The sequence below is a fragment of the Williamsia muralis genome (assembly GCF_002735905.1).
Classification (GTDB): domain Bacteria; phylum Actinomycetota; class Actinomycetes; order Mycobacteriales; family Mycobacteriaceae; genus Williamsia; species Williamsia muralis_A.
Genome location: NZ_PEBD01000004.1, coordinates 846,632 through 868,632, shown reverse-complemented (window position 1 = coordinate 868,632; position 22,001 = coordinate 846,632). Strand labels below are relative to the sequence as shown.

The following is a 22,001-nucleotide window of genomic DNA, read 5'->3' as shown; positions in this document are numbered from 1 at the left end:
CGGTACCGATTGTTCATCAGGCGACCCGGTCAGCCGACATAACGCCTGCTCAATTGCTCGACCTCGCGCGAGAAAGCCGCCAGAGTCACCGAGTCCACGTTCACTTCGGCTGTCCTGATGGCGTCGCTCCACCGACGATCCGGCGAACGGTCGCGGCGAGGTCGACCGAAGTGTGGCCGGGATAGCCATGGAGGAGGGACTTCCATTGCGATGGGATCGCCGAGGCCCCCCGGCAGGCCCCCACCAGTCCGCCGGCGATGGCCGCGGTGGTGTCGGTGTCGTTACCCGCACGCACGCAGTACTCCAGCGTCTCGGGCAGATCGCAGGCAGCCCTGGTCAGCGCCCACCAGGCGGTCTGCAGCGCATGCACCACCCAACCGTTGTTGGGAAAGTCCGCCGGCGAACCGTTTTCGGCGATGTCGAGCAACGGCCCCCAATACGCACGGACCGATGCAGGCGCCTGCTCCAGATAGATCCGCACCCCGTCAGGCGACCCGGTGAGTACCGCGTGCCGGATTCCACAACTCCACATCTGACACGCTTCTCGTGCGCGTTCGTCGTAATGCGTCAGATCGCTGATGGCACCCGCAGTGTGCACGCAACCCCCGGGGTCGTCGAGAAACGCCAGGGCCACCGGCGCCGTGCGCATCAGTGAACCGTTGCCACCGGTGCGTCCGGTCAGGCTCGCAGCCCGGTCGGTCATAGCGCGTGCCGAACGAGACCGGCCGCTCAACACCGCCCGGGTCTGCGTACCGATATCAGGTGGGCCGGAGTCGTACCAGCGCACAAACGACCTGGCGATCGCATCGAGATCGGCATGACCTTCGGTCAATCCATCGGTCACGCAGATCGCCATCGACGTGTCGTCGGTCCACTCACCAGGGTCCCAGTCGAATGTCCCGCCGCCTTTCATCCGGATCTCGGTGTGCGCCGTGGGGTAGGTGAACTCGTAGCCCGCGCCGAGTGCGTCTCCTGCTGCCGTCCCGAGCATGACCCCGAGGGTCCGGTCGAGCTGTTGTTCGTCGAGAACCATCGCTTCTCCTTAGATCAAAGTTGATCTAAAGGTTAGCGCAGATGTGCGCTAACATCAACGGATGGTGTGGCGCGATGCAGCAGGTAAGGCTCTGACCGACTACGACCGGCCGTCGGTTGCCGTCGACGTGGCGGTTCTGACCGTGCAGGGCAACGAGCTCGCCGTGCTGGTCGTGAAATCAAAGCGCGGCCTGGCGTTACCCGGAACCTTCCTGCACCGGGGTGAGACCCTCGCCGATGCGGCCAGTCGCGCCTTGCAGACCAAGGCAGGCATCCGCGGCCTGGCATTCCATCAACTCGGCATGTACGACGACCCGTCACGCGACGACCGCGGGTGGGTGTTGTCGATGGCACACGGTGCGGCAGCCATGCGCCGGCACCTTCCCGACGATGCGATGCTCGTGACGATTGTCGGCGAGTCACCGTCGGAGGATCTCACCTTCGACCACAACATCATGGTTTCCCAAGCGGTACAAGATATTCGGGTTCGCTACTCGAACAACCCTGATCCCGACCGGCTACTCGGCGATCACTTCACCCTCTTGGAATTACGGCGCCTACACGAGGCGATCTTCGGTGCCCCATTGGTCAAAGACACCTTTCGCCGTCGTTTCATCGGAGCCCTGGAGGGCACCGGCGAACGCGCCGCGGCCGACACTGGACGGCCTGCCGAACTCTTCCGCGTCCGACGGTGACGGGTCCGGCGCCCACACCCTCCGGTTTTGATCACATCCTCCGGCTGCAACCGGAGGATGTCGCCGCAATCGGAGGAAACGCGTCGGGTCGAGTCAGTCGAACATGATCACCTGACGGATGGCCTTGCCGTCGGCGAGCTGGTCCATGGCGTCGTTGATCTCGTCGAGCCGGATGCGCGAGGAGATGAGCTGTTCAACGGGCAGGCGACCCTCTCGCCACATCTGCGCGTACCGGGGGATGTCGCGACTGGGCACGGCCGATCCCAGGTAGCTGCCGATAATGGTTCGTGCTTCAGCGGTAATCGTCAACGGCGAGATAGTCGACGTCGCGGTAGGTGCGGGCAGGCCCACCGTCACCGTGGTTCCACCGGGGGCCGTAGCCGCAAAGGCGGTCTCGAAAGCTCTGGCGTTGCCGGCACATTCGATGACATACGTGGCCTTCACACCCCGCTGCACCACATCTTGAGGCGTGTACACCTCGTGCGCGCCGAGTTCTTTTGCAAAACCGAGCTTGTCTTCCATGGTGTCCACCGCGACGATCCTCGAGACACTCTGCGCCACAGCGGTTATCAACGCTGCCATGCCGACACCGCCGAGTCCGACGATCATGATCGAATCCTGCGGTGCGGGTTTGGCGGCGTTGAGCACCGCTCCCCCACCCGTGAGAACCGCGCAACCCAGGACGGCGGCAATGTCCGCGGGTACGTCGTTGCCCACGGCCACGGCTGACGCGGCGTCGACCACAGCATGCGTGGCAAATCCCGATACACCAAGATGGTGGTGAATCGGCCCGCCGTCGCCGGGTGACGAGAGTCGACGACCGCCGTCGAGCATCTCGCCCGCACTGTTCGCGGCCGAGCCCGGTACGCACGGGAGTCGCCCGTCGGCCGCGCAGCCGTCGCAGTTCTCGCACCGCGGCAGGAACGACATCACCACGCGATCACCGACCTCGACGCCGGCGACCTCTGAGCCCCGTTCACGCACGATGCCCGCCGCCTCGTGGCCGAGCAGCATCGGGACCGGTCGTACCCGATTGCCGTCCACCACGCTCAGATCGGAATGGCAGACGCCCGCTGCCTCGATCTGGACGAGCAACTCGGTGGGGCCGGGCGACTGCAGCTCCAGCTCGCGCACCGCAATGGGGGTGGACCGCGAGTAGGGTCGCGCCCGCCCGATCTCCTCGAGAACTGCTCCAGTGATCAACATGTGCGCGCCTTTCCACCTCGGCAACAGCCCAGATCCACCAGGTACCTCGTAGTCTCTATCCGGGACGACCGGCCAACCGGGCGGCCCATGACGACGTCGACCACGATAGGGCAAGCCCTGAGGACGGAGACTTGAGGCCGGTGACCAGAGGTCCACATCCATCGCCCGACGACTACCCGGTGCTGTGGCCGATCCCGACCCGCTGGCACGACAACGACCACTACGGTCACGTCAACAACGTGACGTACTACTCGTATTTCGACACCGCGGTGAACGCCTGGCTGATGTCGGCCACGGGCAGCGACATCCGTGACCTTCCTGCCATCGGCATCGTGGCCGAGACATCGTGCAATTATCTGCGCGAATTGAGTTTCCCCGACCAACTGCTGGTGGGCATCTCGGTGGAACGCCTCGGCACCCGCAGCGTTGTCTACGCGTTGGCAATCTTCCGCAACGGCCCGAACGGCGACCATGCCATCGCCGCGACCGGACGGTTCGTACATGTGTACGTTGACCGCTCGTCGCGCAAGCCAGTCGACATCCCCCCGTCCATCCGTTCGGTGATCGCCGATCTCGCCGGTTCGTCCGCAGAGAGCTGACAGACATGGGAACCGTGGTCACCTCGTTCTTCTGGATCATCGGGTGCGCGATGCTCGCCCCGCTCGTCGCCGGACTGATCCCGGGCAAGCGGATACCCGAGGTTGTACTCCTGCTCGTCGGCGGAATCCTGATCGGGCCTCATGCCCTCGATTGGGCCGCCGAGGGCACCGAGATCGAGATGCTCCGCGAACTCGGTCTCGGAATGCTGTTCCTCCTCGCGGGCTACGAGGTCAAGACATCGGAACTCGTTGGCCGAGAGGGTCGTCGGGCCTTCTATACCTGGATGTGCTGCCTGGCCATTGCCTTTGGCGCCACATTCGCCTTGGGTGCCACAGGCCTGTTGACGGCCGAGAGCGCAGTGGCCATCGCGCTGTGCTCCACCGCGCTCGGCACGCTGCTCCCCATCGTGCGCGACAACGGACTGCTCGACACCCGACTGGGACAGACGGTCCTCAACCACGGCGCCTTCGGTGAAGTGGGGCCGGTCATCGCTATGGCAGTACTGCTCGGCACGCGCGGGTCGCTTCAATCCACTGTCGTCCTCATCCTGTTCGCCATCGCCGCAGTTGCCGTCGGATTGGTGTCGGACCGCGTTCTGCGGCAACAGACCTGGCTCACGAAGTTGGTGTCCGCGGGCGCCGAGACCACCGCCCAGACCACCGTCCGGGTGACGATGTTCTTGCTCGTCGGACTGATGGTGCTGGCCTACGAGTTCGAGCTCGACACGGTGCTGGGGGCGTTCGCAGCGGGATTCATCCTGCGGCGGCTGCTCCCCGAGGGCCACGAGACACTGGAAACCAAGCTGGACGGAATCGCTTTCGGCTTCCTGATCCCCATCTTTTTCATCACATCCGGCATGGGAATCGACATCGCGGCGGTGTTCGCGAAACCCGGGCTCCTGGTGGTGCTAATACTCCTGATCATCGCAGTGCGCGGCCTTCCCGTATTCATCGCCACCCGATGGGATCGTGGACAATCAGGCGCCGAGCCGCCCTTTTCCATCGCCGAGCGCGCGCAACTGGGCCTGTACTCGGCGACCGGCTTACCTCTGATCGTCGCGGTGACAGGCGTTGCCGTGGCGGCCGGTGAGATGACCGAAGCAAACGCCTCGGTGCTGGTGACCGCAGGTGCGGTCACCGTGTTGGTGCTGCCGTTCACGGCGTCGATGATCGGCGCCCGACACAGGAGAGTCGACGCGACGAAAGCCCTCCCGGACAACACCTGAACCGGTCTCAGCGAGCTGCCTTCGGTGTTGGCACCAGACCACCCGCCGCGTCGGCGAATGCGGCGGCGGGATCGAGTTCGGCGAGGCCACGGGCGACCTCGACGGATTGCGAACGGCGGGCAACGGCGGCGTTCACCGCCTCACGCAGCTTCAACGGGGTCAGTTTCTTTGCCGGTATCGACACTCCCACACCGGCTTCGGTGATCCGGCGTGCGATTTCGGGCTGGTCGCGACCGAAGGGCACGGCGACGATCGGCACTCCGGCACAGGCGGCCTTGCCGACGATGCCCATGCCGGCGTGGGTGACCACGGCGGCGAGCTTGCCCATGATCGGGCCGTGGGGGACGAACTTCACCTTCGTGATGTTCGAGGCGTCTGGTAGATCGGCCTTCTCGTAGGCGTCGGCAAGCGTCAGCAGAACCCGAAACGGCTGATCCCGCAATGCGTCGACGGCCGTCCGCGCCAGCGACTCATCACCCTGGTAGTCGGTGGAACAGGTGACGAGAACCCAAGGATCGCCCGGCTCATCGATGAGATCCGGCGCCGTAGAGGGCGGATCCCACGGCTGGAACCCGACCATGTGCACCGAGGCCGGCAGACGTGTGCGGTGGTACTCCAACGGGGCACCGGTCATACAGATGACTGCATGGGGCTGGTCGTACAGATCCAGCGGGGACGCGAGCGCCGGTAGCCCGGCAGCGCTCCTGAGTTCGTTGATCCCAGGCAGCATGGCCTTACCGAACACCTTCTCCACGACGGGCCACATCAGCGCGTCGCGCACAGCGCCGGTGACGCCGGCTCGAGGAGCCAATCCGAGTCCGTACGGCGGAATGCCCCTCTCGCGCAAAGGAAGCAGACTCGGTAGGGTCATCGCCCAGGGTAAGCCGCTGACTTGAGCTCGGATCTGCGCGCCATAGGCCATACAGTCGACCAGAAGCACATCGGGCCGGAGGCGCTCGATGGTCGCGTCGAGGTCGGGGCCGTCGAAACGCCCGCGATCGACGAGGTCGCGTTGGCCCGACCTGAGTCGTTCCGCGTCGTTGGCGGCGCGGAAGTCGGTGACCTCGACCTCGAGGATTCGCCGATCGACGGCGTCGGCACTCAGACCGGCCGCACGGAGATCAGCAACCGCGTCAGGTGCGGTCCGGACGTGGATCTCGTGGCCACGACGCTGCAATTCGAGCAGACCGGGCACCAAGGGGAACACGTGCCCCAGAGCGGGTGGTGTGTAAGCGAGTATGCGAGCCATGGCTTCTCCCTGGTGGGGTTGTCGGATATTCGCTAGTATGGGCCCATATTCGTTTTTGTCAATACCAAACCAAAGTGGGTGCTGTGACCGCATCGAAGAGAAGTTACCGAATGGGCGCGCGGGCGCGGGCTGCGCAGCAGACGCGTGAGCACATCCTCGACGCCGCGGTCGAACTGTTCAGCACCCGCAGCTATGCCGACGTCACGGTCGCCGACATCGCCGGCGCGGCAGGGGTATCGGGACAGACCATCACCAACCACTTCGGCTCCAAGGACAACCTCTACCTCACCGGGGTCGAGGAGCGATTCATCCGACGTGTCAACGAGATTCGGTCCGGTGTCGTGGCCGGCGACATCGGTTCCATTGTCGACGCCGTTCTCACCGGCTACGAGGAGTCCGGTGAGTCCACGGTGAAGATGCTGGCCCAGACAGATCGGTTCCAAGCGTTGGCCGACGTTGCACGCGAGGGCCGAAAAGCGCACCACCAGTGGATATCTGAGGTGTTCGAGTTCCACCTGAGCCAGCTCACCCCCCGCAGGAGAGAACGCCTGCAACGCATGTTGTGGGTGCTCCTCGACGTACACACCTGGTACCAGCTACGCAGACAAGACGGCCTGACCGCACGCACCGTCAGGACCGAGGTGACCGAGGGAATTCGAACGCTGATGATCGGATCGGGCGTGCATCTGTCCGAATGACATTCCGGCAGTGGACGCTCGCAGCTACTCTCCGAGGAAATCGAGCACCTGACGGTTGTACTCGGTCGGGCGATCACGGTGCACACTGTGGCCGGCCTCGATTGCGGTGAAGTGCCCGTCCGGCAGGGCCTCGCTCACGCTGCGTAGGTGCCTGGGCGGCAAGAAGCTTTGATCACCACCCGAGATGACCAGTACGGGCGAGGTGATCACGTTCAGTGAGTCCCACCAGTCGGTGTCGATCACCTGGAACTGGGTCGCGACCAGTTGGGGCATCCGGTGGTCGAATCGGATCACCGGGCTCGGATAGCGGGCGAACGACCAGGCACCTCGGAGCCGTTCAGGCCACCCACCCGCCGACGGGGCGATGTTCTCGTCCAGGTCGGCCTGTCCACGGGGCATGGGCGGAATCTCTTCGAGAACCAGCCGGCGGATCCGGTCGGGCGCGGCCATCGCCATCCTCGCCACGGTGTGTGCGCCCAGCGAATGGCCGACCACATCGACCTCACCCACGCCCAGATCGTCGAGCACAAAGGTCAGGTCATCGCGGAAGTCATCGAGCAGATAGTCCCCCGATCGCGAACTCCTGCCGTGACCACGCTGGTCGTACGTGATCACCGTTCGGCCAAGCGCTCGCAAACGTCTGGCCAGCGGGCGCCATGTCTGATGATCGCCGCCCATTCCGTGCACCAGCACCACCGGCCGATCTGTCACCGGACCCGACGTTCGCACCGCGAGGGTGATCGATTCGGCACCGGATGGCCGGGTCAGCGTGTCCACCAAGGCCACGGTAGTCAAACGCTTACCAGCGCGCCTGCCACGCGCACCGCACCGCCAGTTTCCTGCGCCATGTCTCGCCGGTGCGGATAATGGGTGAGCATGGTGTACATCTCGGCGATCATCGGCTTCGTGCTGGTCTTTGCCACGAGTGCACTGGTGCTGGTGGGGACCGAATGGATCAAGTCGATCGACTGGGCGGCCAGGTTCCGCGCGGCGTCCGAGCGACACGGGCCACCCCCGGTCGAAGCGACCGGCGAATCCGAAACGACGTCCCCTGCAATCACCGATTTCGCCCCGCCTGCACCCCTTCGTCGGCGGCCCGAGGGCGGTGACGGACTGTCCGATCTGGCCAAGACCACGGCCACGCCGTACTGGATCGACCACCAAGGTGGGACGCGACCCGGCGAGTCGATTGCCATCCGGTTCGCGTTCATCGCCGTTGACACGTGGCGGGGCGACGAGCCCCGCATCGACATCGATCGTCTGCTCGACCGCGACTCCGGGCAGATCGACGATTGGGCCGTCCGCTCCGACGAGAACAACTACCCGCGACCACTGCGACGACAACTGCGCCAATCCGCGTTGTCGCCGCACGACCAGACAACGATCGACGAGATGCGGGCGCATCCCATCGGCAAGCTCGCCTACCTGGCGTGTTCGACGGCGACGGCGATCGAGCAGAGCCGATCCTGGAAGCACGACATCCTCGACGACAAGATGATCCGGGTGGACCTCGACGCCGAGGTGGCGGAGATCAGTCGCAGCTGCGCGCGCTTGCGTGCCTCTGTCGACAGACTCGGGCCCGGTCCGCCCGACGACCTCGGCGAGGACCCCGAGCTCACCGCCATCCACGCTGCGCGGTCGCAGGTGCATGACGAACGGCTCGGCGTGCTCGTCCAGCGACTGGAGGCGTTCACCCGCTACCGAGCCGGCGTAGAGCAGGTGGACCGTCAGCTGGCAAAGCTCGAATGGGTGATCAGCGTTGTGGTCGACGACGATTCGGACGAATATGTCGCCGCGGCCGAGGACGAGTTGGGGTCCGAGCGGTTGAACCGCGCGGCCGAGGAGTTCGACAACGTGGCAGGCACCATCATCGAGACCATGCTCACCGACGCCAAGCGCCTTTCGCGGATCGTGCGCTACTCGTAGACGCCTCAAGGGTCAGCGTGGCGCCGACACACCCAGTCGCCGCTGTTCGATAATGAGGCAGCGGTCTTCCACGTACAGCAGGCCCGCACTCTCGGCGATCTCCCGCGCCTCGGCCGAGGCGATGCCGAGCTGAAGCCATAGTGCGGTGGCCCCGGCCGCGACCGCCTGCCGGGCGATCTCGGCCGTCTGGTCAGAGGGACGGAAAACGTCGACGAGCCCGATTTGTTCGGGAACGTCGGCAAGAGTGCGGTAGACCGGTTCGCCGAAGAGTTCGTCGGCCTTGGGGTTCACCGGGATGATCCGCCAGCCGTGGTCCTGCATGTGGACGGGCACGGTGTGCGCAGCCTTGGCCGGATCGGCGCTGGCACCGACCACGGTGATCGTGTCGTACGTGCTCAGGATCTGCTCGACGACATCATCGGTGTTCGACATGGTGAAATCCTAGGGTCCGCGGGTACGGCCGCGACGTTCGCCCGGCCTCCTTCGGTCAAACCGGTCATCGAATCGGTTTCTTCCCAACACACTTCCCGCGCGGGCGGGTTCGCGTGAGCGCTCGTCCGGGACCTCGCCCACGAAACCTCACGGCACGACATACTCGAACGATGGAGCCTTGGCAGATCATCCTGGTGGTAGTCATCGTCGTTGTGGTACTGGGCGTCATCATCGCGCTGATCCAGGCGGCGCGAGCGAGAAAGCCACCGACTCCCGCCGACTGGTACCCCGATGAGCACGACCCCAGTATCGAGCGCTACCACGACGGCTCGGGATGGACCGACCGGACGCGGCCGAACAAGGAAGACGACTACTGACCGACCACTAGTCGAACTGGGTCAGCAGGTGGGCCTCGGCGTCGTGCAGATACGTGTCCATCGCAACCGCCGCGGCCTCCACGTCACCTGACGACAGTAGATCCGCGATCTCACCATTGCGGTCCACGTAGCGTTCGTGGAATTGCCGGGCCGACCCGGTACGAAAGAAGACCAAGCGCATCTCGGCCAGAAGAAGGTTCATCTCCACATCGAGCCGGGCACTACCGGCCTGAGCGACCACTGCCCGGTGAAAATGCTGATTGGCGCTCGCGACCCCGTCACCGTCACCGCGCGCCAGAGCCTCTCGTCCTTCGGCGACCGCCGCCCGCATTGCGTCGTGGTGGGGCCTGGCGTGGGCACCTACCCGGATGGCTCCCGTCTCGATCACCCGACGTGCCCGGTAGACGTCGCGCACGTCGTCGGCGGTGGGCGTGCGAATCAACACTCCTCTGTTGGGTACCCGCTCGAGTATGCGTTCGGAGATCAATTGGCTCAGCGCCTCGCGCAGGGTGTTGCGAGAGATGCCCAGTGCCCGCGCGATTGCTTCTTCGGGCAGACGAGCGCCGGAGCGAAGCCGGCCTTCGTCGACCTGTGCGCGCAAAACGGACGCTGCACGTTCAGCCGAGGAGGTCAGGACAACCTCGGGGCGAGCGGCTTCGAGCGCGCCGAGAACGCTGTCGAATCCGGATTCCGTTTGCACGAATCGAGTGTACGAGACGCAGGATTGTGAGATTGTTGAACAATCCTTATCGAGTCAGAAAAGCTCTGGAAACAATCGGACGCGACGCTGAGTAGCAGTCGAGGCACACCGCCGCCGGCACAGCTCGACAGACAACGAGGAGATCTCCATGGCAGAATCGATTGCCGTCGAGGCCAACAAGGGCGGGCGCGCCGCGCTTCTGGGAGCCATGTTCCTCATGGCCACCAGTGCCATCGGGCCCGGCTTCATCACTCAGACCACCCAGTTCACCGTGCAGCTCGGCGCGGCATTCGCCTTCGCGATCTTGGTGTCCATCCTGGTCGACATAGCGGTACAGCTGAATGTCTGGCGAGTGGTCGGGGTCGCGGGCCGTCGTGCCCATGAGCTCGCGAACGACGTCCTTCCCGGAGCCGGTTACGTGCTCGCCGGGCTCGTTCTCCTCGGCGGCCTGGTGTTCAACATCGGCAACGTCGGCGGTACCGGCCTGGGCACCGACGCAATGTTCGGACTCGAACCACGGATCGGTGGCGCCATCTCCGCGTTGATCGCCATCGCCATCTTCCTGAGCAAGCGTGCGGGTGTTGCCCTCGACCGCATCGTGGTGGTGCTCGGTGCCGGAATGATCTTGATGACCGGCTACGTGGCGATTGTTTCCGGGCCTCCCGCGGGCGAAGCACTGCGTAACACGGTCATTCCCGAGGAGATCGACTTCCTTGTCATCACCACCATCATCGGCGGCACCGTCGGCGGCTACATCACCTACGCCGGCGCGCACCGGCTTCTCGACACCGGGATGACCGGACCAGAACACGTCAAGCAGATCAGCCGCAGTTCGGTCCTGGGTGTCATCGTCACGGGTGTGATGCGAGTGCTGCTGTTCCTTGCCGTCCTCGGCGTCACGGCCGGCGGAGTGGCTCTGGCCAAGGACAATCCGACGGCGTCGGCCTTCGAGTCGGCGCTCGGCAATGTCGGCATGCACCTGTTCGGTGTGATCCTGTGGGCGGCGAGCATCACGTCGGTGATCGGAGCGGCGTACACATCGGTGTCGTTTCTGACCACATCCAACACCGCAGCTCGTACCCGCAATCTGCTGACGGTCGGATTCATCGCGATCACCACGGTCATCTATCTGTTGATCGAGACCACGCCGGTGAAGCTGCTGATCTTCGCGGGCGCGTTCAACGGCATCATCTTGCCCATCGGCTTCACCATCGTGCTCTGGGTCGCCTGGCGTCGCCGTGACCTGCTCGGCGGGTACCGTTATCCCACATGGTTGTTGAGCATCGGCGTCATCGCATGGCTTGTCACCTTGTATCTGGGCTACGAATCACTGACCAAACTCGGTGACCTATGACCACCATCGATCTCAACAGCGACATCGGCGAATCGTTCGGCCGGTGGGAACTCGGCGACGACGAGGCCATGCTCGACTTGGTCACCAGCGCGAACATCGCGTGTGGGTTCCATGCCGGCGATCCCAGCACCATCGCACGCACCGCGCGGTGGTCGGTGCAGCGTGGCGTCCGGATAGGCGCCCAGGTCGCGTATCGGGATCTGGCGGGATTCGGCCGCCGGTTCGTCGATGCATCGCGGACCGAATTGACAGACGACGTGGTGTACCAGATCGGCGGGTTGCAGGCACTTGCCGCAGCCGCCGGCGGCACGGTCACCTACGTCAAACCCCATGGTGCGCTGTACAACACAGCGGTTCATCACGAAGAACACGCTACCGCCGTCGTTGATGCGGTGGCCGCGGTCGATCCGGAGCTGGCGATCCTCGGGCTACCGGGCTCGCGGCTACTCGAGCTGGCGGAACGACGCGGGCTGCGAGTGATCCGCGAGGCATTCGCAGATCGCGGTTACACCCCATCGGCGACGCTCGTGTCGCGGCGTGAACCCGGCGCGGTCCTGCACGATCCCGACGCGGTGGCCGAGCGGGTACTTCGGATGGTGTCCGACGGGGAGGTCGAGGCCGTCGACGGTTCCACCGTGAAGCTCGACGTGGATTCGGTGTGCGTGCACGGGGACTCCCCTGCCGCGGTCGAGATGGCCCGCGCCGTCCGGGACATCCTCGGTGCGAATGGCGTTGAGGTGAAGCCTTTCTCATGACGGTCCTGACGTACGGTGATCGGTCTCTGCTCATCGAGGCGGATACCACCGAAGAGGCGATCGGCTGGACGGTCGCCATCAACGAAGCAGAGTTGCCCGGCGTCGTGGACGTGGTCCCCGGCGCCAAAACGGTTCTGGTGACCGCAGATGGCCCAGGTAGAACTGGTGCGCTGCGCACTGCTCTCGAACGCCTCGTTCCGGCGCCCGAGAAAGCTCGTCGGGACGGCCCCACCATCGACGTGCCAGTGATCTACGACGGACCCGATCTGAACGAGGTCGCTCGCCTGACCGGCATGACCTCCGAGGAGGTGGTCACCGCACACACCGGTACCCCGTGGCAGGTGGCGTTCGGCGGGTTCGCACCGGGGTTCGCCTACCTCATCGGAGGCGACCCACGCCTACAGGTCCCGCGCCGCGACGAAGCCCGGACCAAGGTTCCGGCGGGCTCCGTCGGACTCGCCGGTGAGTTCAGTGGCATCTACCCACGACAGTCCCCTGGGGGTTGGCAATTACTCGGGCACACCGACCTACGGATGTGGGATGTGGACCGTAACCCACCCGCATTGCTTCAGCCGGGCACCCTCGTACGATTCCGGAGCGGCTCGTGAGTGCGCTCGAGGTGTTGGCCACGGGGCCGCTCACCACCATTCAAGATGGTGGCCGGCCCGGGCTCGCCTCGCTCGGAGTGAGCCGCTCCGGTGCAGCTGATCGGCGGTCGCACCGTCTTGCCAATCGGCTGCTGTCCAACCCGGAAGACGCTGCAACACTCGAAGTGACCCTTGGCGGGCTGTCGCTTCGAGCAACGGGTGAGGTGTGGCTGGCGGTCACCGGTGCCGATGTCGATGTGTTGGTGGACAACGGTTCCGGTCCTCGCCCGGCCGGGGTCAATGCCCCGTTCTTGGTGCATTCGGGGGGTTCGGTGTCGCTCGGTATGGCACGTGCCGGACTACGTGCGTACGTGGCCGTCCGCGGGGGCATCGCGGCGACGCCCACGTTGGGTTCGTGTAGTACCGACACGATGTCAGGACTCGGGCCAGATCCGATGGTCGTCGGAACGGTGTTGAAGATCGGACCCCGGCCCGGCGAACTACCGGACCTCGACGTCGCCCCCGTCGCGGCGCCGGCCTCCGGAGACGTGGCACTGCGCGCCATCCGCGGTCCACGCGACGGATGGGTCCTGGACGCCGACGATCTGGTTCGGGTGGCGTGGCAGGCATCCAACCACAGCGATCGAGTGGGAATGCGGTTGAGCGGCAACGCGCCTGGCCTGAACCACCGCGATCCCGATCGTCAATTGCCCAGCGAGGGCATGGTGCGGGGGGCGATTCAGGTACCTCCGAGCGGTCAGCCGGTGGTCTTCCTCGCCGATCATCCGGTCACCGGCGGCTATCCCGTGGTCGCCGTGTTGATCGATGAAGACGTCGACCGGGCCGCCCAGATTCGTCCCGGCCAGTCGGTGCGCCTCCGCTGGGCCCGATGACCATGTGTTCGCCCGATAGGAGCTCTCGATGACATTGCCCACAGCCACCACCCCGTCGGCGGCCCGAGAATTGTTCCGAGCGGGCTTGATCACCCCCACCGCAGGCTGGGCTCCCGGATACACGCAGGCGAACCTCTTGACCCTTCCGCGCGCCGACGCCTACGACTTCTTGCTGTTCGCGCAACGCAATCCGAAGTCGTGCCCGGTCCTCGATGTGTTGGATGCCGGCGAGGTGACCGGACCGATGTTGGGTGAGGACGGCGACATCCGCACGGATGTGCCGCTCTACCGGATCTACGAGAACGGCGATCTCGTCGATGAGGCAACGGACGTCACGTCGTGGTGGCGCAATGATCTGGTCTCGTTCTTGATCGGGTGCAGCTTCACGTTCGAGGCTGCCTTGATCGAGGCCGGCGTACCCGTGCGACACATCGAACAGGGATCAAATGTGCCGATGTACAAGACCTCTCAGCGTTGCCGCCCGGCCGGCGGTCTATCGGGTCCGCTAGTCGTGTCGATGCGACCGGTACCAACGGAGTTGGTCGCAACTGCGGTACGGGTGACGTCGCGGTATCCCGCGGTTCACGGCGCTCCGCTTCATATCGGCGACCCCGCCGTACTCGGCATCTACGACATCGACCGGCCCGACTTCGGCGAGGCTGTGGACATCCGCCGGGGCGAGATACCGGTGTTCTGGGGATGCGGCGTCACCCCGCAGGCCGCGGTGATGGAGTCGCGGCCTGCATTGGCGATTGGTCATGCACCGGGTCACATGGTGATCACCGACGTGCGCGACAGCCAGTACCTCGTGCCCTAGCGGCCCAGACCATGCGGGCGGGTGACGTAGGTCTGTCCGTATTGAGTTGTCCACGTGATGGTTCGGTCTGAGTGCATGCGGGCGATCCAGTAGCCGAGGGTTTTGCGTTTGTGGTCAGGGCGGCAGATGGGGGCGAGGTTTTCTTCGACCGTCCAACCACCCGATCGGGGGCCGGCATGGTTGAACGGGATGATGTGGTCGATCTCGCACTCTGATGCCGGGGTGGAGCATCCGGGAGTTCGGCAGGTGCCGTCGCGGGCGATGATCATCTCGCGCAGCGCCTGTGACGGTTGATAGGTCAACGCGCCTGGTGGTGGTTCGGTGAGACCGCCGTGGCCGTCGGGTGGCAGCAGCCCCGATGGTGGGGCGGTGATGCCGGGTCGCCGGTGTCGGCCTCGGGCGAATTGGTCGGCTTCTCGGAACAAGCCCTGCCAGGTTGCATCGGCAGCGAGTTCGCGTGCGAGGGCGGGGTCGATCACACCGTATCCGTCGATGGTGGGCACCTGCCCGATCAGGCCGGCCAGTGTGGCGGCGTCGGTGTGGATCTTCACCATCGGCTTCGGTGGTGCGGCTAGGGGTTCGCGGTGCTTCTCGGGGCACTCGTCTCGTTCGCAGGCGCAGTCGAGGTGTTGATGGCCGCGCACGACGGCGACAAAGGCGTCGGCCCGTCGCTGGCTGGGTTGCCGACGGTCCTGGGCGCAAACCGTGCCCGCGACCGCGTTGATCCGCGCGTCGATTTCGGCGGCTTCGGCTGCGGTGATGGTCGCGGAGATGTGGGCGAGGCCGTTGAGGTCGCGGGAAGAGCGGTAGTCGCGGTGCGGTTCCATCGCCTTGCGACGTTCTGCCGCCCCGTCGGGATCGGCAGCAATCACCATCCGGTCCAGTTCGTTGCGCAGGACGGCGCGTGAGAGTCCCTGTTGTGCAACCACTATCGCGTCGGGTTCGAGTTGGGTGATCAATTCGTCGCTCACGCCTTGTAGGGCGGTGACGATCTCGCGTACATGAGCGAACCCGATGTCGCCTTCTTCGAACGCCGCACGTGTCCCGTGGAAGCGATCACGGAGTTGCAGGCCATTGTCGATGTAGACCCCAGCCATCGTGCGTGAGATGTCAAGCAGCAGGGACACCTCAACAACCGGTATGCGGCCGGCCTTGTTCAGGTCCCCTGACACGGCCAGTTCTTCGTGCACCCGCAGCGTCGCCAGCTCGACCACGTCAGCGATTGTGCGCGCGAACCGCCGATTCACCTCACGCGGAACAGTTCTCAAATCCTCGGCCAACTGTATGGCTCGAGTTCCCCCCTCGACCAACAACATGACCCCATTCTAAACTAGGGGTCTGACAATCTCGTCGATCACGTTCTGGCGCAGACACTCTCGCGGGCACCGTTGCACACAAGTCCAGCCCAGACGTCACATCCGGCCATCACATCACGACTTGTGTGCACTCAGTTCGGTACTCTTGGAGGGGATGGTTTGCAAGCCAAAGATTCCACTCCAAGGAGGATGCCCATGTCTGTGAGCCTGGCCAAAGGCGGAAACGTCTCGCTGAGCAAGGAAGCACCGAATCTGACCGCGGTGAGCGTCGGACTCGGATGGGATGTCCGGTCCACCACCGGCGCCGACTACGACCTCGATGCAAGTGCCCTTGCGATCAACGCGAACCGACGCGTGCTGAACGATTCGTTTTTTGTGTTCTACAACAACCTGCGTTCCCCCGACGGAGCCATCGAACACACCGGAGACAATCGCACCGGTGAGGGCGAGGGCGACGACGAGACGATTACCGTCGATCTGAAGGCCCTGTCGCCGGACGTCGACTCCATCATCTTTCCGGTCACCATCCACGAGGCCGATGTCCACGGTCAAAGCTTCGGCCAGGTGCATGGCGCGTTCATCCGGGTGGTCAACCAGGCCGACGGACGGGAACTCGCGCGCTATGACCTGAGTGAGGACGCATCGACCGAGACCGCCATGGTGTTCGGCGAGATCTACCGTCGCGGCGGCGAGTGGAAGTTCCGGGCAGTAGGCCAGGGATACGCATCAGGGCTCGCCGGTATCGCCCGCGACTACGGGGTCAACATCGGCTGAGAACCGGCCGGCGTCCGCCTACGATCACCCCATGCCGAGTCTCGCGGATCAATTCCAGGATCAACGCGCTCGCCTGCTCGCGGTGGGATACCGGATCACCGGGAGTATCACGGACGCCGAGGACGCCGTGCAGGAATCGTGGCTGCGTCTGGCCGACGTCGACGTCGACTCGATCAACGACCTTGGCGCCTGGCTGACCACCGTGGTCGGGCGCATCTGCCTCGACCGGCTCCGGTCGGCAGCGGTTCGACGAGAACAGTATGTGGGCCAATGGCTTCCCGAGCCCGTGGTCACCGCGCTACCGTCCGGCGATTCACAAGATCCACTACAGGAGGTGCTCGCCTCGGAGGACAGCCGATACGCCGCGATGGTGGTGCTCGAGACCCTGACTCCCCCGATGCGGGTGGCATTCGTGATGCATGACGGTTTCGGGGTGCCGTTCGCCGAGATCGGTGATCTCCTGGGTGTGAACGCGGCCTCGGCCCGCCAAATGGCCTCACGTGCCAGGAGAATCGTCGCGGGAGTGCCGGCGCCGGTGCCCGAAGCCGAGCAAGTAGAGGCGGTGCAACGCCTCGTTGTGGCGCTGGCCTCGAAAGACGTCGATTCCGTTGTGGCGGCTCTGGATCCGGACGCCATGATCGTCGGTGATGCGAACCGCACCACGCCCACGGCCGTCAAGCCCATCCACGGTGCGGACGGCGTCGCGCGTTTCCTGCTGGGTCTGGTCCGACGGTACGGCGAGTCGTTCCTGTCCGAGCAGATCCCGGTGCTCGTCAACGGCGAACTCGGCGCGTACAGCGCCGGATGGGACGCTGCCGGTGACCGTCGCGCATTCCCGGCTCGCGCCAGCTGCTTCGTGGTCCGCGATGGCCGTGTGGCGGCCATCTACGACATCGCCGACCCCGCGAAGCTGAAGGCGGTACCGGACGTGCGCTCATCCGACCGGTGAATACAGCGTCAGGAAACCCGGCACTCCTGGCCCACACCAACGGCGCTGACCTTCTCGTAGCGCTGCGGATCGAAGGTGCCGTTGCGTTCCCGGAACGAGCGACCGGTACCAGGCCACAGCAAGGTCAACCGCCCGCTCTGGGGGTCGAGATACCAACTGCTACAACCACTGAGCCATACCGTTGACGCACTACGCTCGTCGATCTCCCGCGTGTAGTCGCGCTCGGCATCCGCCGACACCTCGAGCGCCAGCCCACTGTTGCGCCACAGGTGGTCCAGGGCGCCCAGGACGTAGTCGATCTGCGTCTCGATCATGTAGATCGCGGAGTTGTGCCCAAGAGCGGCGTTGGGGCCGTCCAATACGAACATGTTCGGGAAGCCACTGACGGCGGTGGACGCGTACGACACCATCCCCTCGCCCCAATGGTCGGAGAGCAGTTCACCGCCCATACCCGCGACCCTCTCGGCGAACGCGGGCCTGGCAGCCTCGAATCCGGTGGCCATGACCACGACGTCGAGATCGTAAGAACGCCCGCTGGCCGCGACCACCGAGTCACCGTCGAACGCCGCGAGCGCAGAGGGTTCCAGCGTCACCGACGGCCTCGTCAGCGCCGGGTAGAACTCGTCACTGAGAAGTATTCGCTTGCAACCGATTTCATAGTCCGGCGTCAGAGCCCGTCGGAGATCCGGATCGCCGATCTGGGCAGTCAGATGTCCCAACGCTCGGGCCCGGATCTCATCGATGTCCGGTCGGAGCCCGCGACGCTGCGCGAATGCTTTGTCGGCCTCGGTGAAGAGCTCTTCCCTCAGGCGGTCTGCGTTGGCCTTCACCTGCAGTTGCACCCGCTCGGGTTCGCTGTATTCCCGATTACCTCGCGGCACCACATAGGGCGCGCTGCGCGAGAAGACCACCAGCTGTCCGGCGCGTTCCGCGAGGTGTGGCGTGAGTTGAACCGCCGATGCCCCGGTGCCCACGATGCCGACGCGCGCGCCGTCGATCGGAGCTTCGTCATCCCACTGGGCGGTATGAAAAACCTTGCCGGAGAATGTGTCCGAGCCGCTGACCTCGGGCATGAGCGGATCGGCCAACCGGCCGACCGCCACGACGAGCACGCGGGCCCGCATCTCGCCCGCGTTGGTCGCCACCAGCCAGCAGAGCTGATCCGGAAGCCATCGGGCCTGTGCCACATCGGTGTTCAGATGCAGGTGCGGCGTCAGCCCCTCCTCGTCCACCGCACGGGTCAGGTAGTCGTGGATCTCCGGCCCCGACGCGAAGAGCGAGGTCCAGTCCCCGGGAGGCCGGAACGAATAGGAGTAGACATGTGCGGGTACGTCGCATGCGACGCCCGGGTAATGGTTGTCCCGCCACGTGCCACCCACCGAATCGCCGCGTTCGAGGATGACAAAGCTCTCCCGGTCGGCTCGAGCCAGCCGGATACCCAGGCCGAGTCCCGCGAACCCGGCACCGACGATCGCCACGTCGACGCAGTGTGGCAAGGAGGACGGTGAGGTCACGCGAAGACCCGTCGCAACACTTCGACCCGCTCTGCGGGAGGGTCCTCATACAGGGTGGTGCGCTGACGCGGTGTGCGGCCGAGCTCGATGCCCAACGCCGTCACGTCGTCGGGCAAGAGCTGTCTGCCACTCTCGGGCCCGGCGTCGGGCCGTAGCGTTCCGTCCATCAGGACACCGCCGACATCGTCGGCACCACCGTGGAGCACGGCACGCAGCGCGTCGGCGTCGAGCTTGGTCCACGCCGCCTGTACGTGGTCGATGGTGCCCAGCAGCATCAGTCGTGCCACCGCATGCACCGCGCGGGTCTCGCGGAGCGTGGGGCCCTGAACCGCTTGGTCCCGGACGTGGGGTGGGGCGTTCTCGGGGAGCATCGGCATGAGGATGAGTTCGGTGAAGCCGGACGTGCGGTGCTGGATGTCGGCCAGCAGACGCAGGTGGGCCACCTGGTGAATCGGGTCCTCGACGTGCCCGTAGAGCATCGTCGCGGTCGATTTCAGACCCGCCTGGTGGGCGGTGATGATCGTGTCCACCCACGCGGCGACCGACAGCCCGCGGCCGTCGGGCGAGAGGGCGCGGCGCACGTGGTCGTCGAGTACCTGCGCGGCAGTGCCGGGCACGGTGTCGAGGCCTGCCGCGCGGGCCGACCGGAGGAATTCTTCGGCGGTGACGTCGAGGCGGGTCGCGGCGTCGAACACCTCTGTTGCGCGGTAGGCGTGGAGATGGATCTCGGGCGCGACCGCTTTGATCCGCTTGATCAGCTCCAAGTATTCGGTGGCGGGCTCGGTCGCCGGAACCGGACCCTGAAGGCAGATCTCGGTCGCGCCGAGTTCCCAGGCCTCCGCGACGAGGTCTTCCAGGCTCACACCGCCACCGTCGGCCAGCACGGCTGCCGTCTCGAAGTTACGGTTGGCGACAAAGGTGAGGTCATCACCAGTGGTCTCACGCCGGGCGGCATCGGCCAACGCACACAGTTCGTCCAGGTCAGGACCGTCGGCCTGCAGGAGATAGCTCCACTCCAGGTCGTCGATCGAGCCGGGATCGCGAGCCAACCGTCGCAGGACCGGTTGCACCACAGCCGGCGGCATGTGGTGGTCGGCGGCCCATGACGATCGCAACTTCATCCCTTGACTGTAGAACCGTGCCGCAACTCCGCCCTTTCAGCGGTACCGTTCGGTTCGCCGACCTGGCCCGTGTGCTGTCCAGCCCGCCCGGGAAGTCGGCCGGTCCGGGGCCCGACCGCGAACAGCTGACGTTCGTCCTCGGGTACGCCGGCCACCGTGTGCGACAACGCCGCGGTGATCAGTTGGTGGTCCGAGTCCGTCCATCGCTCGGTGGTCTGCCGCTTGTGATCACTCCACGAGGGAACGGTGAACTGTTCCACCCGCAGGTCTGAGTCGGTGCCATGGCGGTACAGGCCCCACGAGTATCCGCCGGTCCGCCGCCGCGCCTTCCCCACGGCGACCATCGCCTGATCGAACTGGTCCAGCTCTGCGGGCCGCACGCGATAGGTCACCGAGACGACAACAGGGCCGTCATCGGGTTCGGGTCCGAACACCACCATCGGAGTGGGCCACGCTGTGGACACACCTCGCGGTAGTGTCCCCGTCTCGGGCCGCAGCGGTATCACCGTGACGCTGGCCGCAGCGGCGACGAGCAGGACCGCCGAGATGAGCAATGCCGTGACAAAGCTCGTGTGGGACGCGACCACACCCCACACAAATGATCCGAGTGCCTGCGATCCCATGAACACGAGCAGGTAGATCGACATCCCGCGGGCCCGTACCCAGTGCGACAGCGACAACTGGATCGCTGCGTTGAGCGTGGTGAGAGTTGCGATCCAGGCAGCTCCGGCCACCAGCAGCAGCGGCAGCACCGCCCACACCGGCAACACGCCGACCGCGACCACTCCCACCCCGTACGCGATCGCCGAAGCCGCCAGCAAGGCGTTGGGCGACAACTTCTTCCGCATCCGCGGGTAGATCGCGACACCCGCCACCGCCCCGACACCGAGCATGCCCAGCACCAGGCCGTAACCCGATGCCCCGAAATGAAGATGCTCACTCGACGCCAGCGGCAGCAGAGCCCAGAGGGCAGACGCCGGGAAGGCGAAGACCGCCGATCGCAACATGATCCGGCGAACGATGGGTGCTGCGTGCACATAGTGCAGACCGGTCACCAGCGACCGTCCGAGCCGCTCACGGTCAACACCTGGGGCGTCGGGGGGTCGCCGCCACCACATCAGCGCACCGATGATCGCCAGGAACGACACGGCATTGATCGCGAACACCGCGGCCGGCCCGGCCGCGGCCACCACCACTCCGCCGATCGCCGGACCCACCGCTCGGGCCGCGTTCACGGTGACACTGCCCAACGAGGAAGCCGCTGGGATCTGTTCGCGTGGAACGAGTTCCGGCTGGATGGCCTGCCACGCCGGAGCCGACAGTGCCGCGCCACATCCGAGCAGGAACGTCATCGCCAGCAGCATCACGGGCGTCAGCACATCGGTCCAGGCCAGGAATGTGTTGACCCCCGCAGCGACCGCGGTGTAGGTACTGACCGCGATCAGCAGGCGCCTGCGATCCAGGAGATCGGCGAGTCCACCGGCGGGCAAGGCCAAGAACAGCGTCGGCAGCAGACTTGCAGTCTGGACGAGCGCGACGATGGTGGCGCTGCTGCCATGTTCCACCAGGAACCACTGGGCCCCGACGGTCTGCATCCACAGACCGATGTTCGAGACGAGCTGAGCGATGAACAGATATCGATAGATCTTGTTGCGCAACGGCGCCCATGCGGACACCTGGGGCGTTGGCTCCACAGAGGTGGTCACAGCGCTCATCTTCTCGGACTCACTGATCAATGGTGGATGTCTACGCACGTGGGCGCACCGCCCCCGGTTACGGTC

The 22,001-nt window shown here is 65.4% G+C and carries 23 protein-coding genes; 13 read left to right on the top strand and 10 right to left on the bottom strand.

From position 1 onward, the window contains the following. Window positions 1-100: 100 nt before the first annotated feature. Window positions 101-1,033, bottom strand: coding sequence for an ADP-ribosylglycohydrolase family protein (locus CSW57_RS04755; protein ID WP_099381645.1), 933 nt, complete (start codon window positions 1,031-1,033; stop codon window positions 101-103). 61 nt (window positions 1,034-1,094) lie between these two features. Between CSW57_RS04755 and CSW57_RS04750 the strand changes: the two genes are divergently transcribed. Beyond that, window positions 1,095-1,727: an NUDIX hydrolase gene (locus tag CSW57_RS04750; RefSeq protein WP_099381644.1), complete on the top strand. Its 633-nt coding sequence runs from the start codon at window positions 1,095-1,097 to the stop codon at window positions 1,725-1,727. A gap of 93 nt (window positions 1,728-1,820) precedes the next feature. On the opposite strand, the gene CSW57_RS04745 is transcribed toward CSW57_RS04750, so the two are convergent. Further along, a complete protein-coding gene (locus tag CSW57_RS04745) occupies window positions 1,821-2,933 on the bottom strand; it encodes a zinc-binding dehydrogenase (protein WP_099381643.1) in 1,113 nt (370 codons plus the stop codon). Between the two features lie 140 nt (window positions 2,934-3,073). Between CSW57_RS04745 and CSW57_RS04740 the strand changes: the two genes are divergently transcribed. Next, window positions 3,074-3,532, top strand: a complete 459-nt coding sequence (locus CSW57_RS04740) for an acyl-CoA thioesterase (RefSeq protein WP_099381642.1) — start codon at window positions 3,074-3,076, stop codon at window positions 3,530-3,532. A gap of 5 nt (window positions 3,533-3,537) precedes the next feature. Next, the gene (locus tag CSW57_RS04735) at window positions 3,538-4,758 is read left to right on the top strand and encodes a cation:proton antiporter (RefSeq protein ID WP_099381641.1); all 1,221 of its coding nucleotides are present in this window, start codon (window positions 3,538-3,540) and stop codon (window positions 4,756-4,758) included. A 7-nt stretch (window positions 4,759-4,765) separates the two neighbouring features. On the opposite strand, the gene CSW57_RS04730 is transcribed toward CSW57_RS04735, so the two are convergent. Continuing rightward, window positions 4,766-6,007: a glycosyltransferase gene (locus tag CSW57_RS04730; RefSeq protein ID WP_099381640.1), complete on the bottom strand. Its 1,242-nt coding sequence runs from the start codon at window positions 6,005-6,007 to the stop codon at window positions 4,766-4,768. A gap of 83 nt (window positions 6,008-6,090) precedes the next feature. Between CSW57_RS04730 and CSW57_RS04725 the strand changes: the two genes are divergently transcribed. After that, window positions 6,091-6,705, top strand: coding sequence for a TetR/AcrR family transcriptional regulator (locus CSW57_RS04725; protein ID WP_143696478.1), 615 nt, complete (start codon window positions 6,091-6,093; stop codon window positions 6,703-6,705). Between the two features lie 24 nt (window positions 6,706-6,729). Here CSW57_RS04725 and CSW57_RS24655 read toward each other — a convergent pair whose 3' ends face one another. Further along, window positions 6,730-7,482 carry an alpha/beta fold hydrolase gene (locus CSW57_RS24655; protein ID WP_223249033.1) on the bottom strand — a complete coding sequence of 251 codons (753 nt, stop codon included), beginning with the start codon at window positions 7,480-7,482 and terminating at the stop codon, window positions 6,730-6,732. A gap of 93 nt (window positions 7,483-7,575) precedes the next feature. Between CSW57_RS24655 and CSW57_RS24650 the strand changes: the two genes are divergently transcribed. After that, window positions 7,576-8,631 carry a hypothetical protein gene (locus CSW57_RS24650; protein WP_223249032.1) on the top strand — a complete coding sequence of 352 codons (1,056 nt, stop codon included), beginning with the start codon at window positions 7,576-7,578 and terminating at the stop codon, window positions 8,629-8,631. Between the two features lie 12 nt (window positions 8,632-8,643). Here the strand turns inward: CSW57_RS24650 and CSW57_RS04710 are convergent, their stop codons facing one another. Beyond that, window positions 8,644-9,063, bottom strand: coding sequence for a CoA-binding protein (locus CSW57_RS04710; RefSeq protein ID WP_099381636.1), 420 nt, complete (start codon window positions 9,061-9,063; stop codon window positions 8,644-8,646). 170 nt (window positions 9,064-9,233) lie between these two features. Between CSW57_RS04710 and CSW57_RS04705 the strand changes: the two genes are divergently transcribed. Then, entirely contained in the window at window positions 9,234-9,440 is a 207-nt protein-coding gene (locus tag CSW57_RS04705; RefSeq protein WP_099381635.1) for a DUF2510 domain-containing protein, read from the top strand. A gap of 7 nt (window positions 9,441-9,447) precedes the next feature. On the opposite strand, the gene CSW57_RS04700 is transcribed toward CSW57_RS04705, so the two are convergent. Then, window positions 9,448-10,140, bottom strand: coding sequence for a GntR family transcriptional regulator (locus CSW57_RS04700; RefSeq protein WP_099381634.1), 693 nt, complete (start codon window positions 10,138-10,140; stop codon window positions 9,448-9,450). A 148-nt stretch (window positions 10,141-10,288) separates the two neighbouring features. On the opposite strand from CSW57_RS04700, the gene CSW57_RS04695 reads away from it, so the two are divergent. From CSW57_RS04695 to CSW57_RS04675, 5 genes are read left to right on the top strand one after another with little or no spacing between them, the layout of a single operon-like run. After that, complete coding sequence (locus CSW57_RS04695) at window positions 10,289-11,494, top strand: NRAMP family divalent metal transporter (RefSeq protein WP_099381633.1); 1,206 nt, start codon at window positions 10,289-10,291, stop codon at window positions 11,492-11,494. Continuing rightward, window positions 11,491-12,249 carry a LamB/YcsF family protein gene (locus CSW57_RS04690; protein ID WP_099381632.1) on the top strand — a complete coding sequence of 253 codons (759 nt, stop codon included), beginning with the start codon at window positions 11,491-11,493 and terminating at the stop codon, window positions 12,247-12,249. Before CSW57_RS04695 ends, CSW57_RS04690 begins: the two co-directional genes overlap by 4 nt. Next, window positions 12,246-12,857 (top strand): 5-oxoprolinase subunit PxpB, encoded by a 612-nt coding sequence (gene pxpB, locus CSW57_RS04685; RefSeq protein WP_099381631.1) that lies wholly within the window; start codon window positions 12,246-12,248, stop codon window positions 12,855-12,857. Before CSW57_RS04690 ends, pxpB begins: the two co-directional genes overlap by 4 nt. Next, window positions 12,854-13,729, top strand: a complete 876-nt coding sequence (locus tag CSW57_RS04680) for a biotin-dependent carboxyltransferase family protein (RefSeq protein ID WP_099381630.1) — start codon at window positions 12,854-12,856, stop codon at window positions 13,727-13,729. Before pxpB ends, CSW57_RS04680 begins: the two co-directional genes overlap by 4 nt. Window positions 13,730-13,757: 28 nt before the next feature. Then, window positions 13,758-14,546, top strand: coding sequence for a putative hydro-lyase (locus CSW57_RS04675; protein WP_099381629.1), 789 nt, complete (start codon window positions 13,758-13,760; stop codon window positions 14,544-14,546). On the opposite strand, the gene CSW57_RS04670 is transcribed toward CSW57_RS04675, so the two are convergent. Next, on the bottom strand, window positions 14,543-15,862 hold the full coding sequence (locus tag CSW57_RS04670; RefSeq protein WP_099381628.1) for an HNH endonuclease signature motif containing protein: 1,320 nt from the start codon (window positions 15,860-15,862) through the stop codon (window positions 14,543-14,545). The genes CSW57_RS04675 and CSW57_RS04670 overlap by 4 nt on opposite strands. A gap of 195 nt (window positions 15,863-16,057) precedes the next feature. Here CSW57_RS04670 and CSW57_RS04665 point away from each other — a divergent pair, with 195 nt between their 5' ends. After that, entirely contained in the window at window positions 16,058-16,636 is a 579-nt protein-coding gene (locus CSW57_RS04665; RefSeq protein ID WP_099381627.1) for a TerD family protein, read from the top strand. 31 nt (window positions 16,637-16,667) lie between these two features. Next, window positions 16,668-17,585 (top strand): RNA polymerase sigma factor SigJ, encoded by a 918-nt coding sequence (sigJ, locus tag CSW57_RS04660; protein WP_099381626.1) that lies wholly within the window; start codon window positions 16,668-16,670, stop codon window positions 17,583-17,585. A gap of 8 nt (window positions 17,586-17,593) precedes the next feature. Here the strand turns inward: sigJ and CSW57_RS04655 are convergent, their stop codons facing one another. Genes CSW57_RS04655 through CSW57_RS04645 form a run of 3 tightly spaced genes read right to left on the bottom strand, consistent with a single transcriptional unit; the run spans window position 17,594 to window position 21,926 of the window. Further along, window positions 17,594-19,099 (bottom strand): flavin-containing monooxygenase, encoded by a 1,506-nt coding sequence (locus CSW57_RS04655; protein WP_099381625.1) that lies wholly within the window; start codon window positions 19,097-19,099, stop codon window positions 17,594-17,596. Beyond that, window positions 19,096-20,220, bottom strand: a complete 1,125-nt coding sequence (locus CSW57_RS04650) for an FO synthase (protein ID WP_189339129.1) — start codon at window positions 20,218-20,220, stop codon at window positions 19,096-19,098. The genes CSW57_RS04655 and CSW57_RS04650 overlap by 4 nt, the downstream gene beginning before the upstream one ends. Then, window positions 20,217-21,926 carry an MFS transporter gene (locus tag CSW57_RS04645; RefSeq protein ID WP_223249031.1) on the bottom strand — a complete coding sequence of 570 codons (1,710 nt, stop codon included), beginning with the start codon at window positions 21,924-21,926 and terminating at the stop codon, window positions 20,217-20,219. The genes CSW57_RS04650 and CSW57_RS04645 overlap by 4 nt, the downstream gene beginning before the upstream one ends. Window positions 21,927-22,001: the final 75 nt, after the last annotated feature.